Origin of the sequence: Pseudonocardia sp. McavD-2-B (assembly GCF_024124365.1) — a bacterium.
GTDB lineage: Bacteria > Actinomycetota > Actinomycetes > Mycobacteriales > Pseudonocardiaceae > Pseudonocardia > Pseudonocardia alni.
The window spans coordinates 1-14,998 of the sequence record NZ_JAMXSG010000136.1; the positions used below are offsets into that span (position 1 = coordinate 1).

Below are 14,998 nucleotides of genomic sequence, written 5' to 3' on the forward strand. Positions count from 1 at the left end.
GCCCGGCCACGACGGCCCGCTGGTCGTCGGCGGCCGCAGCTCCGGCGCGCGCGTCGCCTGCCGCACGGCGACGACGGCCGGTGCCGCCGCGGTGCTGTGCCTGGCCTTCCCGGTGCACCCACCGGGCCGCCCGGAGCGGACGCGGGCCCCGGAGCTCGAGGCGGCCGGGGTGCCGGTGCTCGTGGTGCAGGGCCGCAGCGACCGCTTCGGCGTCCCCGGGGACGGTCCGGACCGCCGGGTCGTCCTGCTCGACGGCGACCACGGCCTGATGAAGCAGCACGACCTGCTGGGGTCCGCCGTGGGGGAGTGGCTGGCGACACTCACCCGGTGAGTTCGTGAGGGTTGCCTACCCTCAATTCCGGCCTATGTTCAGTTCGTGATGATCAGACCGTTCGCCCGGTTCGTGGCGGTGCTGCTGGTACTCGGGGCGGCCGTCGGCTGCGGTGCGGGCTCCGGCCCCGGGCCCGAGGCGCCGGGTGGCTACACCGTGACCCACGCGATGGGTGAGACCCGCCTGCCCGCCCGGCCCGCCCGGGTCGTCGTCCTCGACTCCCCGCACCTCGACGCGCTGGTCGCGCTCGGGACCGTCCCGGTCGGCGCGAGCGTCTCCGCCGCCGGGGCGGGCTACCCGCCCTACCTCGCGGACCGGCTCACCGGCACCGAGTCCACCGGGCTGATCGCCGAGCCGGACCTGGAGGCGGTCGTCCGGCTGCGCCCCGACCTGATCATCGGGTCGGCGGTCCGGCACCGCCCGCTCTACGAGCAGCTGTCCCGGATCGCCCCGACGGTGTTCTCCGTCGGCAGCGGCACCGACTGGGAGGAGCAGGCCCGGGTGACGGCCGACGCCGTCGACGCCCGGCCCCGGATGGAGGAGCTGCTGTCGGGTTGGCGCGAGCGCGCGGTCACGGTCGGACGCGAGGTCGGCGCTCCCGGCCGGACAGCCTCGATCGTGCGGTTCCGCCCGGAGTCGTTCCGGCTCTACGGCCCCCGCAGCTTCTCCGGTTCGGTGCTCACCGCGATGGGCTACGACCTCGGCGACCGTCCGTGGAACGAGTACTCGATGATCGAGAGTGCCCCCGAGCTGGCCGGGAGCATCGACGGCGAGGTGGTGTTCTTCACCGACCGGGCGCAGGACCCGTCGTCGGGCTCCCGTGCCGCGGTCGAACGGCTGTGGGGCCCGCTGCCCGCGGTGCGCGCGAGCGCGGTCCACGAGGTCGACGACGAGACGTGGATGGTCGGGATCGGCGTGCTGGGCGCCGAGCGCGTCATCGACGAGGTCCGGGAGCGGGCCGCCGCGGGCTGAGTCCCGGGTCGCCGCCGGGCGCGGTGAGCCGGGCGGCGATCTCCGTGGCCGGGACCGGGGAGCCCAGGTGCCAGCCCTGCCCGATGTCGCAGCCCAGCTGGTGCAGCCGCCGGGCCTGGCCCTCGGTCTCCACCGACTCCGCGACGACGGTCAGCCCCAGGGTGTGGGCCAGCTCGATCATCGCCGAGAGGATCACCGGGCTGTCGACGTCGTGCGGGACGCCGTCGTCGCCCGGGCAGGGACCGCCCTGCCCGGTGACGAACGACCCGGCCAGCTTGAGCACGTCCACCGGCAGCCGGTGCAGGTAGACCAGGTTGGAGTAGCCGGTGCCGAAGTCGTCGATGGCGATCCGCACCTCGAGCTGCGAGAGCTCCTCCAGCGCCTGCACCGGGCGCCCGGCGGCGGACATGAGGTCGCTCTCGGTCAGCTCCAGCTGCAGCGACGACGCCGGCCACCCGGTCCGCTCCAGCACGTCGGCGATGCGGGCGACGGCGTCGGGCCTGCGCAGCTGCTGGCCCGCCACGTTCACGCTGAGCACGAGCCCCGCGTCGGCGCCCGCGTCCACCCAGCACCGGGCGTCGGTGCAGGCCCGCTCCAGCAGGTGCAGCCCCAGCGGCACGATCAGGCCGGTCTGCTCGGCCAGCGGGATGAACACGTCCGGGCCGAGCCGCTCGCCGTCGGCGGTGCGCCACCGGGCCAGCGCCTCCACCCCGACGACCGAGCCGTCGTGCAGCGACACCAGCGGCTGGTACTCCAGATGGAACTCACCGCGGTCCAACGCGCCCGGCATGCGCCCGGCCAGCTCGAACAGATGCACGTCGTTGGCGTGACGGGCCGGGTCGAACACCGCGATCCGGTCCCGGCCGTCGCGCTTGGCCCAGTACATCGTGGTGTCCGCGGCCTGCATCAGCTCGGCCGCCCCCTCGGCACCGGCGGTGCCGGAGTCCACCGCGAACGGACGGTCGACGATCCCGATGCTGGCCGAGACCACGACCTCCCGGCCGCGCACGTGCACCGGCCGTCGGACGACCGCCAGTGCCTGCTCGGCGACCGCGGTCAGCTGCTCGACGCCGGCGCAGCGCTCCACGAGCACGACGAACTCGTCGCCGCCCATCCGGGCGACGGTGTGCCCGGCCGGCCGGAGCTCGGCGTCGAGGCGGTGCGCGACGGTGCGCAGGAGCTGGTCGCCCGCGTCGTGGCCGAGGGTGTCGTTGACGGCCTTGAAACCGTCGAGGTCGAGGTAGCAGACCCCCACCGGGGCGGGGGAGCCGTACGGGCCGGCGAGCGCGGTCTCGAGCCGGGTGAAGAACAGCGAGCGGTTCGGCAGACCGGTGAGCGGGTCGTGCTCGGCCTGGTGGCGCAGCCGTGACTGCAGGCGGCGCCGCTCGGTGACGTCGGAGACCATCGCGACGAGGTAGCGGGGCTCGCCGTCGGGGGAGCGGACCAGCGAGACGGTCAGCTCGGTCCACACCTGGTCACCGTCGGCCCGGAAGTAGGACTTCTCCATCCGGGCGTGCCCGATCCGCCCGGCGAGCATGGCCTCGATCTGCGGCCACATCTCCGGGGTGTCCTCGGGGTGGATGAACTCGAACACCGAGCGGCCCACGAGATCGCCCGGCCGGTAGCCGAGCATGGCGGTCAGCGTGCGGTTGGCCTCCAGGATGCGACCCCCGGTGTCGGCGACGCTGATGCCGAGCACGGAGCTCTCGAACACGACCCCGTAGCGCGCCTCGGACTGCCATCGGGCGTCCTCGGCGGCGGCGCGCGCCGCGAACGCGGCGGAACTGATCCGTTCCTGCTCCAACCGGGTGCGATCGCGCAGCGTCCGGGCGTACCCCGTCGACAGCGCCCCGACCGCCGCGGTCCAGCGGCGGAACCGTTCCGGGTCCGGGTTGAGCCCGGCGAAGTGCTGGGCCAGGACGTCGATCGAGCAGCGCAGCGCGGCCGGGTCGGTGAGGTGCGCGGCGACCAGCTCGGCCCCGACGTCCTCGGCGACCGCCTCCTCGGCCCGCCCCTCGACGACGGCGGTGAACCACCAGGCCGCGCCGGACAGCACCGCGTACAGGTCGGCGCGGGCGGCGGAGACGAAGCCTCGTGCCTCGATGGCGCGCACCCAGGCGTCGGCCAGCGCCGACGGCCCCGGCCCCTGCCCACCGGGCAGGACGGGGACGGGCTTCGCCACGACGGCTCTCCCTCCGACGGTCAGATCCCGGGCTGCCCGGCGTGACGGGCGACGGCGGCGAGCCCGGGGTAACGCTGCGCCTCGGGGCCCACCGGGGACTCCGGACGCCAGAGCGGGATCCGCACGACGCCGGGCTCGACCAGCTCCAGATCACCCAACAGCGCCGCGACCTCCTCGGTGTCGCGCATCCGCATCCGGTTCGGGGATCTGTCCCTGTTGTAGAGGTTCTGGGCCCGGCTCGCACCGGAGAGGCCCCCCTCGTCACTCGCGTGGCTGACGACCACGTGGCTGCCGGGGGCTGCCGCGCCGGCGTAGGCGGCGATGATCCCGGCCGGGTCCGCCTCGTCCGGGACGAAGTGCAGCACCGAGACGAGCAGCACCGCCACCGGCCGGGACAGGTCGAGGTGGGTCCGGGTCACCGGGTCGTCGAGGACCCGGCGCGGGTCGGTCAGGTCGGCGGCGAGGACGGCCGTCGACGGGTCGCCGTCGAGCAGCGCACGGCTGTGCGCGACGGCGATCGGGTCGTGGTCGACGTAGAGGACCCGGGCGTCGTCGCAGGCGGTCGCCGCGACCTCGTGCACGTTGCCGACGGTCGGGATGCCGGATCCGAGGTCGAGGAACTGGCGGATCCCGTGGGCGCACAGGTGGTGCACGGTCCGGCGCAGGAACGCCCGGTTGGCCTGCGCGACGGCCGCCATCTCGGGCAGCGCGTCGAGCACCTTCTCGGCGAAGGCGCGGTCGGCCTCGAAGTTGTGCGACCCGCCCAGGTAGTAGTCGTAGACCCGGGCGACGCTCGGGCTGGTCATGTCCACTTCGTCGGGCGCCCATGCCGGTCGGTCCACGCGTGCTCCCCGTAGCTCGTCTCGATCGAAGGCGACGGCGTCCTGCTGCCGTCGGTGATCGACCCTACTGGCGCGGAGCCCGGATCGGACCCGTCCGGGTGACTCTCTGCGGTCAGCCGGTTGCGATCGGTGCGACGACGGCGCCGGTGAGCGCCACCAGGTCCGCCGGGGCGAGCTCGATCTCCAGGCCACGTCTGCCCCCGGAGCAGAACACCGTCGGGTGCTCCTGCGCCGAGGCGTCCAGGACGGTCGGCAGCCGCTTGCGCTGGCCCAGCGGGGAGATGCCGCCCGCGACGTAGCCGGTGGCCCGCTCGGCGTCGGCGACGTCGGCCATGACGGCCTTCTTGCCGCCCGCGGCGGCGGCCAGCGCTTTGAGGTCCAGCTGGGCCGACACCGGCACGATCCCGACCGTCATGGCCCCGTCGACGAGCGCGACGAGGGTCTTGAACACCCGGCGCGGGTCCTGCCCCAGGACGGCGGCGGCCTCCTCGCCGTAGCCGGCACCGTCGTGGTGGGTGTAGGTGTGCAGCTCGTGCGCCACGCCGCGCCTCGCCAGCAGCGCCGTCGCCGGGGTGCCCCTGCCCGCCATGGTCGTCCTCCCATACCCGTCCCCGGGGCCGTGCCCCGGGCGCCGACGAGAACCTACGGGAATGCCCTCCGGCGGCGCACCGTTGTTCCGTACGTGACGACATCAGTGATGGAGAGGCCCGGGGCCGCGCCGCCGGACGGCCGTGAGCGGCCGGGGCGCGTACCCTCCGACGCGTCCGCCGTGCCGGTGACCCGCACCGGTGCGCGACTCGTGTCACTGGAGAGGGAACCTTTGTCAGTACAGCCGGATCAGCCGGGTCAGCCGGAGACGGGCGCGGCAGGGACCGATCCCGCGGAGCTCGCCGCCCTGGTCGGCGTGGCCGACGCCGACGGCAACCGTGCGCCCGAGGACGAGAGCGTCTCCGACCGCACGGCCCGCTTCGAGCGCGACGCGATGCCGCTGCTCGACCAGCTCTACGGCGCCGCGCTGCGCATGACCCGGAACCCGGCCGACGCCGAGGACCTGGTGCAGGAGACCTTCCTCAAGGCGTACTCGGCGTTCGGGTCGTTCCGGCGAGGCACCAACCTCAAGGCGTGGCTGTACCGGATCCTGACCAACACCTACATCAACGGGTACCGCAAGCGGCAGCGTCAGCCCCTGCAGTCGCCGACCGACGAGATCACCGACTACCAGCTGGCCCAGGCCGGTGAGCACAGCTCGACCGGTCTGCGCTCGGCCGAGGTGGAGGCCCTCGACGCGCTGCCCGACAGCGACGTCAAGGAGGCCCTGCAGGGCCTGCCGGAGGACTTCCGCATGGCGGTCTACCTCGCCGACGTCGAGGGGTTCGCCTACAAGGAGATCGCCGAGATCATGGGCACGCCGATCGGCACCGTCATGTCGCGGCTGCACCGCGGCCGGCGTCAGCTGCGCGACATGCTGACCGACGTGGCCCGCGAGCGCGGATTCGTCCGCGACGGGGCCGCCGGCGCGACCGGGGACCGGGAGGTGACGGCATCGTGAGCGCCGCCGAGGGCTCGGGCGCACCGCTCGAGCGCAACCCCATGATCCAGGACCCGCCCGCGAACACCGGGTGCACCGAGGTGCTGGCCGAGGTGTGGCTGTTCCTCGACCACGAGTGCGACCAGGAGCGACGACGCCTGCTCCAGCAGCACCTCGACGAGTGCGGGCCCTGCCTTGCCGAGTACGGCATCGACGAGAAGCTGAAGGCGCTGCTGGCCCGCAAGTGCGGCGGCGAGGCGGCCCCGGCCGGGCTCAAGGACCGGCTGCGGTCGCAGATCCGCTCCGCGGTGCTCGAGCAGGCCCAGGTGACCGTGGAGAGCGGCCCGGACGGTACGAGTGTCTCGGTGTCGCACCAGCGCACCGAGTACCGCCGCTCCGGCGGCTGACCGGCACCGCCGCTCCGGCGGCACACGCGAGAGGGCGGGCACCCCACCGGGGTGCCCGCCCTCTCGCGTCGGTGTCGCCGAACTCAGCAGTTCGGCTTCTTGCCGTGGTTGGCGCCCTTCTTGGCGCGGTCACGGCGCTTGCGTGCACGCTTGGACATCTCGACCCTCCTTCCCGTCCGGGTCACGGTTCCGCGGCGTTGCCGCGGGAGCTTCGTACGCGCGATTCTCGCATGTGGTGGGATGGGCGATCGTGACCACGCTGAGCGAGCTGCTCGCCGAGCACACGACGATGGACGGCGAGACCGCCGATCACCTCCAGCGCGTGGTCGGTGAGTGGCAGTTGTTGGCCGACATGTCCTTCGCCGACTTCCTGCTGTGGGTGCCGCTGGACGACCTCCACGCGGGGACGGGCGGTGCCTCCCGGGCGGCGACCGCGCAGTTCCTGTGCGTCGCCCAGGCCCGGCCGACCACCGCACCGACCGCCCACCCGGACGACGTCGTCGGCCGCCGGGCGGTGCCGGTGGAGGTCGGCCAGCTGCGCCGGGCGGTGCTGGAGGGCCGGATCTGCCGCGACGACGACCCGCGCTGGCACCTGGAGGTGCCGGTGCGCCGGGAGACCATCCCGGTGCGCTTCAAGGGCCGCACGGTGGCGGTGCTGTCCCGGGACACCAACCTGTCCACCCCGCGCGTCCCGAGCCCGCTGGAGATCGCCTACCTCGGCAGCGCATCGGACCTGTGCCAGATGATCGTCGACGGGACGTTCCCGCCGCAGTCCGGTCCGCCCGGCTCGGCCGAGGGCAGCCCGCGCGCCGGGGACGGCCTGGTCCGCCTCGACGTGCACGGCAACGTGGCCTACGCCAGCCCGAACGCGCTGTCGGCGTACCACCGCATGGGTCACGCCAGCGACGTCGCCGGCGCCGACCTCGCGACCGTCACCAAGGCGCTCGTGCTGGACCCGTTCGACGCGAAGGACGTCGCCGGCCGGATCAACGAGGCCCTCGACGGCGCCCCGTCCACCCGGATGGAGGTCAAGGGCCGCCGGGCGACGATGCTCGTGCGTGCGCTGCCGCTGCGGCCCCGCGGTGACGCGGCGGGCGCGCTGGTGCTCGTCCGCGACGTGACCGACCTGCGTCGCCGGGACGCGGCGCTGATGAGCAAGGACGCCACCATCCGGGAGATCCACCACCGGGTGAAGAACAACCTGCAGACGGTCGCGGCGCTGCTGCGGATGCAGGCTCGGCGCAGCGAGAACCCGGAGGCGGGCCGGGCGCTGGAGGAGTCGGTCCGCCGGGTCACCTCGATCGCGCTGGTGCACGAGGCGCTGGCCTACTCCGTCGCCGAGGTCGTCGAGCTCGACGAGCTGCTGCCGAAGGTGCTGCCCGCCATCCGCGACGGCGCGACGACCGAGTCCCGCGCCCGGGTGCGCGTCGATTCCGGGTTCGGGGCGCTGCCCGCGGCGAAGGCCACCCCGCTGGTGCTGGTCCTGGCCGAGCTGACCCACAACGCGCTGGCGCACGCCTACGACCCCGGCACGGCGGGGGAGGTGGTCGTCAGCCCGGTGCGCTCGGCGAGCCGCCTGGAGGTGTCGGTGGCCGACGACGGCCACGGCATGCCGGTCGACTTCGACTTCGAGAGGCCCAAGGGGCTGGGTCTGCAGATCGTGCGGACACTGCTGACCTCCGAGCTGGAGGCGACGATCGAGGTGCGGGCCCGGGAGGGCGGCGGCACGGTGGCGGTGGTCCGGGTACCACTCGGCGGCTCCTGAACGCCCCACCGCCCTTCGGGCGTGCTCCCAGGGGAACTCTCGTGGCGTAGAGCGCCCCGAAAGTTCCCCTGGGAGCAGGCCGGCGGAGCCGCGCAGGACGGCTCGGAGAGGGCCCAGGGACGGCGCGGACGACGGCGGCCAGAGGCAACCGGGGACATGCTCGTCGTCCCCGGGCGGTCGCTGCGGTGCGGCGGGTGACCGATCCCGGTCACTCCCGGTGACCCGGGGCGTGGGCGGGGGCCCGGAGGGCACCGGATACGCTCGTGCCGTGACCGTTGATCCCGGTGCCGTGGTCGCGCCGGCACCGTGGTCGACCCTCACACCGGGGTGGCAGATCACCCCGAACGCACCTCGGGCCCGTGGCCGGTGGCGTCCGGCTACGGGCCCGAGGTCGGGGAGCTACTTCTTCTACTGTTCGGAGCTGCTGTCCGGGACAGCTGTTCCTGCCGCATTCCGGGCGAGTACCCGGGCGGGGCTGCCTACGCGGTGCGAGCGCGCGGACGGGTGCTGCGCCGCTTCAGGGCGCGCCGCTCGTCCTCGCTCATGCCGCCCCAGACACCGGCGTCCTGGCCGGACTCGAGAGCCCACTGCAGGCACGACTCGGTGACCGGGCAACGCCGGCACACGCTCTTGGCCTCCGCGATCTGCATCAGGGCAGGGCCGCTGGTGCCGACCGGGAAGAACAGCTCCGGGTCCTCGTCGCGGCAGATCGCGTCGTGACGCCAGTCCATGATCACTTTCTCCTCTGGTGCGCGATCGGGGTCGCGCCGATCGTCTGTGCGCTTGGTGTTACGTGCGTGTTTCGCAGCTTGTGAATACTTTCACGAGCCACCGCGGTCCTCAATGGGAAACTGCTCGCGGGATGCGTGAGCGCCCTCATAGGGAACGCACGCAGACAGACCAGTGCCCGGGACTTCGAGCCGCCCTGGGCCGGTTCCACGATCCAGTGTCCCTGTCCCACCCGGAATCGGCCACCCGAAAACGATGTCGACCCGGACACCCTCTGAGTGAGGGGTCCGGCCCGGTGGGACGGAACCTCCACGAGCGGCGTTGCTCGTGGCCTCGCTTGCGTAGGGACCACCTTGGATCACGGGTTTGGCCTGGTGTAAGCCCCAACGGGACCGACGGTCCGCTCACATCGGTGAATGGCGCGGTTGCTCACTCCGGCGTGTGAGAGCGCCCGCACGATGCGCGACGAACCGTCCGTCTCACACGACGACGCGTAACGCTCCGGGCACGCTGAGGAATTCCACGTCGGTGCGCATTCCGAGGTGGTCGCCGTCGAGCTGGAGAGCGAGAGGCTGTTCCGACGTGATCCGCACCCGGCCGACGGCGTCGTGCCGGACGATGTGCCGCCCGTGCGGGTCGCCGTCGGCGGCCAGGATCTGGCGCAGGGTCGAGGCGATCGTCCGCGGGCTCAGCCCGGTGAGCGCGAACAGCCCCAGCCCGCTGCCGAACGACGAGCGGGGGTTGGTCCGCACCGCGCGGCCGGACAGGAAGGTCCACGGGTCGGTGTTGGAGACGAACGCCAGCCGCACCCCGGTCAGCGGTGCCGCGTCGGGGAGCTCCACCGTCATCGACGGGGGACGGCGCAGCTGCGCGAGGTACTGGGCGATCGCGGTCAGCGCGTAGCGGCCGGGGCTGGCCTCGTGTCCCTGCGCGCGGGCGCGCTCGACCGCGGCCACCACCTCGGCGTCCCAGCCCATGCCGGCGTTGAAGGTGAACCAGCGGTCGTCGGCCCAGCCGAGACCGACCAGCCGTCGCCGCCGCTGGGCCAGCGCGGTGAGCACGTGCCCGGTCGCCTCGACCGGGTCGCGCGGCATGTCGAGGGCGCGGGCGAACACGTTCGCCGAGCCGCCGGGGACCACCGCGAGCATCGCGGTGGCGTCCGGGTCCGGCCGCGGGGCACCGCTGCCCGAGCCGGTCTGCGCGGCCAGCAGCCCGTTGACGACCTCGTTGACCGTCCCGTCGCCCCCGAGCGCGACGACGAGCTCGACGCCGTCCGCCACGGCCGCCGCGGTCGCCTCCGCCGCGTGGCCCCGGTAGCGGGTCTGCAGGACGTCGAGCTTCAGCTCGCTGGCCAGGGCCTTGGTCAGCACGTCCCGGCCGGCGGCGGTGGTGGACGTGGCCTGAGGGTTGACCACGAGCAGCGCGCGCACGGAGCGACTGTATCGACCGCGCACCGGCCGGTCCGTCGGCCGCCCGGCGGTGGCCGCCGCGGCGGGCGGCCTATCCTCGGTGGGTGGCCGATGACCGCGACGACCGCCCCGTGACGCGGGAGCGACCGCCGGAGAACGTGCGGGTGGCGGGGGTGCTCGTCGCGGCCGAGGGGCTCGTCGGCGCGGTCCTCGCGGTCGTGCTGGGCGTACGCGCGCTGGAGGCCGGTGGCGCCCGCCTCTACTACGGGCTCGCCGAGGCCGGGATCTTCGTGCTCCTGGCGGCCGCCGTGGCCGGTGTCGGGTACGGGTTGGTCCGCGGGGTGCACGGCTGCCGCACCCCGGCGATCGTCGTGCAGCTGCTGCTGTTCCCGGCCATCTACTACGCGCTGGGCCCCAGCCGTCAGCTGGTGTGGGGCATCGTCTGCGGACTGTTCGTGCTGTTCACGTTCCTGATGCTGATCAGCGAGCAGTCTCGGCGCTGGTCGATGGGCGACGAGTACCCCGAGGACTAGCGGGCCGCCGCCCCGCCGTTCCGCCCGGCCAGCGCGACGAGCGGGTCGCCGGTGAGCCGGTAGGTGGTCCACCCCTCGTTCGGCACCGCGCCGACGGAGCGGTAGAAGCCGATGGCCGGGGTGTTCCAGTCCAGCACGTTCCACTCCAGGCGCTTCCAGCCGCGCCGGGTCACCTCGGCGGCCAGCTCCGCGAGCAGGGCCGCGCCGTGCCCGCCGCCGCGGGCGCCGGGGGTGACGTAGAGGTCCTCCAGGTGGATCCCGGCGACGCCCTCCCAGGTGGAGAAGGTCCGGAACCAGATGGCCGTGCCGACGACCGCGCCGTCGTCGCCGGTGGCCACGAAGGCCCCGGCCGACGGGTCCGGGCCGAACAGTGCGGCGTGCAGCTGGTCCTCGGTCAGCCCGCACTCGTGCGCGGCCTTCTCGTAGTCGGCCAGCTCGTGCACGAGCCGGACCACGACCGGCACGTCGTCGGGGGTGGCCGTACGGACGCTCACTGGTCCTCCGCGGGGGTGGGGCGCTGGTTGACGTGGTCGAGGCGGGGGACCCCGCGCTCGAACCCCAGCACGCTGACCCCGGCCGGGTCCATGCGGAAGTGCACACCGCCACTCGCGGGCAGCCCGATCCAGCGCGCCGTCAGCACCCGGGAGAAGTGGCCGTGTCCCACGAGCACGACGTCGCCGCCGCCGAGCAGGGCGCGCGCGTCGGCGAGCACGGCGTCGGCGCGCGCGGCGACGTCGCCGGGGGTCTCGCCGCCGGGCCACGGCCCGTCCCAGATCGTCCAGCCCGGCTGGGACTCGCGGATCTGCGGCGTGGTCCAGCCCTCGTTGTCGCCGTAGTCCCATTCGACGAGCCGGTCGTCGACCGCGTCCACGCGCAGCCCGGCCAGCTCGGCGGTGTCCCTCGCGCGCGTGCGCGGGGAACAGAGCACCCGGGCGGGCGGGGCGTCGTGGCGGACGAGGGCCAGTGCGTCGCGCACCCGGCGGGCGGCGGCCCGGCCCTCGTCGGTCAGCGGGACGTCGGTGCGGCCGGTGTGCTTCCCGGTGCGCGACCACTCGGTCTCGCCGTGGCGCAGCAGGAGGATCCGTCCGTCCGGATCGGCGTCGGTGCTCACGGGCGGCGACGCTAGTCGCGGACGCAGCGGGACGCTCGTGGTGATCAGGTCACCCGGTCGGGTCGGATCCGGACCCGACCGGGCAGTCCGCCGGGCGCGCCGTACCCGCAGAGTGGCCGGATCGGATGGGATCCGTGGCGGACCACGAGCCGAGGAGCGTCATGTCGCCGCAGTTCTCCCGCCGCCCCGCGCGGCGGCGCATCGCCGGGATCGCCGCCGCGGCCGGCCTCGCGATCACCGCCGCGCTCACCGCGCCCGTCGCCGCGGGCACCGCGACGGCCGCCCCGGCGGTGCAGGCCGGGGCGATCGGCCCGGGCGTGCAGATCGCCACCCCGGTCACCGGCGGCGCCGAGCTGTGCACCGCCAACTTCCTCTACACCCCGGCCGCCGGGCAGGACGGGAACCGCGACGAGCCCGGCGGCCGCGGGGCCGAGCACCAGGCCGCCCCGGCCGGGGTGCTCTACCTGGGCGCGGCCGCGCACTGCATGGCGGGCGAGGACGCGATGTCCTCGGTCGACGGCTGCAGTGAGCCGGTCATGCCGGAGGGCATCGAGGTCGGCATCCGCGGCCGCGACGGGAAGAACTACACCGGACGGGTCGCCTACAACTCCTGGGCGGTCATGCAGGACCGCGGCGAGACCGACCCACAGCTGTGCCTCTACAACGACCTGTCGCTGATCCAGCTGAGCCCGGCGGCCGTCGCCGTCGCCGACCCGACGGTCCCCGGCTTCGGCGGCCCGACCGGGCTCGACACGGACGGCACCGAGCAGGGGGAGAAGGTCTACAGCTTCCAGCCCAACCAGCTCGTGGCGACGCCGTACAAGCAGGGCCTGAGCCTCGGGCAGCCGGAGGGGCCGCGCACACACGTCGTCTCCACCACGCCGCCGGGGGTGCCGGGCGACTCGGGCTCGGGCTACCTCGACGCGCGCGGCCGGGCGTTCGGGCTGCTGTCGAGCCTGATGCTGCCGACCAACACCAACGGGGTCACCGACATCGCCCGGGCACTGGCCTACGCCGAGCGCTACGGCGAGGTCGGCGCCCTGGAGGTCGTCCCCGGCCGGGTCCCGTTCACGCCGGGTGTGCTGCCGCTGACCGAGCTGCCCGGCGGCCCGTCGCTGCCCGCGCTCCCACTGCCCGACCTCACTCCGGCGCCGCTGCGCTGACCCGGGCCCACGGCTCCCGGGACGGGCGTGCGGCGATCCGCCCACCCGTCGGTGTGCGGGTGGCCACTCCGGACGCGCCGGGTGACCGGTTCCCGGCGTCCACCCGGTTAGACTCGCCGCCAGATCCGACAGCTCGTCCCGGCTCGGCGCCCCTATCCCGGCGCTGTGCGCGGGATGGCCGTCCGGCACCGCGAGCAGGTCGACGTCAACCCGCGACGCCCGGTGCAACGGCAGGCGCGTCCGTGCGCCGCTCTCGTACCGCACCACCCGTGGAGTCTTCCCATGACGCTCGCCCAGGACCCGACCACCCGTTCCGCCCCCGACCGGCACGAGGTGTTCGGCGCGCACGAGGGCGGCAAGCTCGCGACCGGTCTGACCGCGCCGCTGGCCGACGAGCGCGACCTGTCGATCGCCTACACCCCCGGTGTCGCCGACGTCTGCCGCGCCATCGCCGACGACGCCTCGCTCGCCGCCCGTTACACCTGGGCGCACCGGCTGGTCGCCGTCGTCAGCGACGGCACCGCGGTGCTCGGCCTCGGCGACATCGGGCCGCGCGCGTCGCTGCCGGTGATGGAGGGCAAGTCGGCGCTGTTCAAGTCCTTCGCCGGGCTCGACTCGATCCCGCTGGTCCTCGACACCACCGACGTCGACGAGATCGTGGAGACCCTGGTCCGGCTGCGCCCGACCTTCGGCGCGGTCAACCTCGAGGACGTCGCCGCGCCGCGCTGCTTCGAGCTGGAGCGCCGCCTGGTCGAGGCGCTCGACTGCCCGGTCATGCACGACGACCAGCACGGCACCGCCGTCGTGCTGCTCGCCGCCCTCGACGGCGCCTGCCGGGTGCAGGGCCGCTCGCTGTCGGACCTGCGCATCGTGGTCTCCGGGGCCGGCGCGGCGGGTATCGCCTGCGCACGCATCCTGCTGACCGCGGGTGCCTCGGACGTCGTACTGCTCGACTCGCGCGGGGTCGTCGACGCCGGCCGCGGTGGGGAGAAGGCGGCGCTGGCCGCCGTCACCAACCCGCGCGGGGTCACCGGCGGGATCGCCGAGGCCCTGGCCGGCGCGGACGTGTTCGTCGGGCTCTCCAGCGCCACGCTGCCCGAGGACCTGCTGGCCACGATGGCCCCGGAGTGCATGGTCTTCGCGCTGTCCAACCCCGACCCCGAGGTGCACCCGGACGTCGCGGCCCGGCACGCCGCGATCGTCGCGACCGGTCGCAGCGACTTCCCGAACCAGATCAACAACGTGCTGGCCTTCCCGGGGATCTTCCGCGGCGCACTGGACGCGCACGCCCGCCGCATCACCGACGACATGAAGGTCGCGGCGGCCCGCGCCATCGCCGACGTCGTCGCCGACGAGCTGTCCCCGCAGAAGATCGTGCCCGGCCCGTTCGACCCGCGGGTGGCACCGGCCGTCGCCGCGGCGGTGGCCCGCGCCGCGGGCGACGCCGGCGTGACCGCAGACTGACGACCGTCCATAACCCCGATTACGAAACGTGTGCAATCGGGGTCTGCGCCGAACGGCACGGCGCGCTGTGAGCGGTCGGACACACACGGTCGGATCGGTTGCCACCGCTCGCCGAGCACGTCACACCCTTCACCCTCCGGCGACTACCTGTCACCACCCGTGAGTGACGGGCAGAGCAACGACGTTGGGCCGAACGGTCCCGTCACTCGCTGTGTCGGGTGGCTCGATCGGTCTACCCGCCCGGATCGCCCGGCACGGTGGCTCGTTGTTCCCCACGGAGCTGCCGAACGGAACGGAGGCGGGCGTGTCGGAGCAGGAATCGCGGGCGGGACACCGTCCGGGTGCATCGGTCGGGGACCCGGCCGGTGGACGCGCGGAGCAGGCACCGGGTGCCCGCCGCGACAGGGACCGGGACCCCGGTCTCGCCGGTGACCTCGCCCGGGCCTTCGCCGGTCCCGGCGGCACCCCGGCGGGCCGCGCCCGGCCCGGTCCCGACGACGAGCCGCTCCTCGACCGGGCGGAGGCCCTGAACCTCGCCGCCGCACCGGACGCCGAGATCTCC

17 protein-coding genes are annotated in these 14,998 nt (G+C 74.2%); 9 read left to right on the top strand and 8 right to left on the bottom strand.

Annotation, left to right across the window (positions count from 1 at the left end):
* On the top strand, positions 1 to 331 hold a 331-nt coding region (locus NH602_RS17995; RefSeq protein ID WP_374210198.1), incomplete at its 5' end, for an alpha/beta family hydrolase.
* Positions 332 to 379: 48 nt separating this feature from the next.
* Complete coding sequence (locus NH602_RS18000; RefSeq protein ID WP_253068402.1) at positions 380 to 1,303, top strand: ABC transporter substrate-binding protein; 924 nt, start codon at positions 380 to 382, stop codon at positions 1,301 to 1,303.
* Here NH602_RS18000 and NH602_RS18005 read toward each other — a convergent pair.
* From NH602_RS18005 to ybaK, 3 genes are all read right to left on the bottom strand, one after another.
* Complete coding sequence (locus NH602_RS18005) at positions 1,266 to 3,485, bottom strand: bifunctional diguanylate cyclase/phosphodiesterase (protein ID WP_073576319.1); 2,220 nt, start codon at positions 3,483 to 3,485, stop codon at positions 1,266 to 1,268. The genes NH602_RS18000 and NH602_RS18005 overlap by 38 nt on opposite strands.
* A 20-nt stretch (positions 3,486 to 3,505) precedes the next feature.
* On the bottom strand, positions 3,506 to 4,327 hold the full coding sequence (locus NH602_RS18010) for an SAM-dependent methyltransferase (RefSeq protein WP_073576318.1): 822 nt from the start codon (positions 4,325 to 4,327) through the stop codon (positions 3,506 to 3,508).
* Positions 4,328 to 4,439: 112 nt separating this feature from the next.
* Positions 4,440 to 4,916, bottom strand: a complete 477-nt coding sequence (gene ybaK / locus NH602_RS18015; RefSeq protein ID WP_073576317.1) for a Cys-tRNA(Pro) deacylase — start codon at positions 4,914 to 4,916, stop codon at positions 4,440 to 4,442.
* 315 nt (positions 4,917 to 5,231) lie between these two features.
* On the opposite strand from ybaK, the gene NH602_RS18020 reads away from it, so the two are divergent.
* Both NH602_RS18020 and rsrA read left to right on the top strand, forming a co-directional pair.
* Positions 5,232 to 5,876, top strand: a complete 645-nt coding sequence (locus tag NH602_RS18020) for a sigma-70 family RNA polymerase sigma factor (protein ID WP_062403710.1) — start codon at positions 5,232 to 5,234, stop codon at positions 5,874 to 5,876.
* Between the two features lie 41 nt (positions 5,877 to 5,917).
* Positions 5,918 to 6,262 carry a mycothiol system anti-sigma-R factor gene (gene rsrA / locus NH602_RS18025; RefSeq protein ID WP_179763035.1) on the top strand — a complete coding sequence of 115 codons (345 nt, stop codon included), beginning with the start codon at positions 5,918 to 5,920 and terminating at the stop codon, positions 6,260 to 6,262.
* An 83-nt stretch (positions 6,263 to 6,345) separates the two neighbouring features.
* On the opposite strand, the gene NH602_RS32250 is transcribed toward rsrA, so the two are convergent.
* Positions 6,346 to 6,420: a 50S ribosomal protein bL37 gene (locus NH602_RS32250; protein ID WP_369804880.1), complete on the bottom strand. Its 75-nt coding sequence runs from the start codon at positions 6,418 to 6,420 to the stop codon at positions 6,346 to 6,348.
* Positions 6,421 to 6,512: 92 nt separating this feature from the next.
* On the opposite strand from NH602_RS32250, the gene NH602_RS18030 reads away from it, so the two are divergent.
* Complete coding sequence (locus NH602_RS18030; protein WP_253068399.1) at positions 6,513 to 8,027, top strand: PAS domain-containing sensor histidine kinase; 1,515 nt, start codon at positions 6,513 to 6,515, stop codon at positions 8,025 to 8,027.
* Positions 8,028 to 8,506: 479 nt separating this feature from the next.
* Here the strand turns inward: NH602_RS18030 and NH602_RS18035 are convergent, their stop codons facing one another.
* The gene (locus NH602_RS18035; RefSeq protein ID WP_043277332.1) at positions 8,507 to 8,758 is read right to left on the bottom strand and encodes a WhiB family transcriptional regulator; all 252 of its coding nucleotides are present in this window, start codon (positions 8,756 to 8,758) and stop codon (positions 8,507 to 8,509) included.
* Between the two features lie 477 nt (positions 8,759 to 9,235).
* Positions 9,236 to 10,186, bottom strand: coding sequence for a diacylglycerol kinase family protein (locus NH602_RS18040; RefSeq protein ID WP_020623034.1), 951 nt, complete (start codon positions 10,184 to 10,186; stop codon positions 9,236 to 9,238).
* Positions 10,187 to 10,269: 83 nt separating this feature from the next.
* Here NH602_RS18040 and NH602_RS18045 point away from each other — a divergent pair, with 83 nt between their 5' ends.
* Positions 10,270 to 10,698: a hypothetical protein gene (locus NH602_RS18045; RefSeq protein ID WP_100878641.1), complete on the top strand. Its 429-nt coding sequence runs from the start codon at positions 10,270 to 10,272 to the stop codon at positions 10,696 to 10,698.
* On the opposite strand, the gene NH602_RS18050 is transcribed toward NH602_RS18045, so the two are convergent.
* Positions 10,695 to 11,192, bottom strand: a complete 498-nt coding sequence (locus tag NH602_RS18050; protein WP_179761902.1) for a GNAT family N-acetyltransferase — start codon at positions 11,190 to 11,192, stop codon at positions 10,695 to 10,697. The genes NH602_RS18045 and NH602_RS18050 overlap by 4 nt on opposite strands.
* Positions 11,189 to 11,809: a histidine phosphatase family protein gene (locus tag NH602_RS18055; protein ID WP_073578566.1), complete on the bottom strand. Its 621-nt coding sequence runs from the start codon at positions 11,807 to 11,809 to the stop codon at positions 11,189 to 11,191. Before NH602_RS18055 ends, NH602_RS18050 begins: the two co-directional genes overlap by 4 nt.
* 161 nt (positions 11,810 to 11,970) lie before the next feature.
* Here NH602_RS18055 and NH602_RS18060 point away from each other — a divergent pair, with 161 nt between their 5' ends.
* From NH602_RS18060 to NH602_RS18070, 3 genes are all read left to right on the top strand, one after another.
* Positions 11,971 to 12,972 carry a serine protease gene (locus NH602_RS18060; protein ID WP_179761903.1) on the top strand — a complete coding sequence of 334 codons (1,002 nt, stop codon included), beginning with the start codon at positions 11,971 to 11,973 and terminating at the stop codon, positions 12,970 to 12,972.
* A 282-nt stretch (positions 12,973 to 13,254) separates the two neighbouring features.
* Positions 13,255 to 14,436 (top strand): NADP-dependent malic enzyme, encoded by a 1,182-nt coding sequence (locus NH602_RS18065; protein WP_253068400.1) that lies wholly within the window; start codon positions 13,255 to 13,257, stop codon positions 14,434 to 14,436.
* Between the two features lie 304 nt (positions 14,437 to 14,740).
* Positions 14,741 to 14,998 (top strand): hypothetical protein (locus NH602_RS18070; protein ID WP_253068401.1); only part of this gene is annotated, 258 nt, incomplete at its 3' end.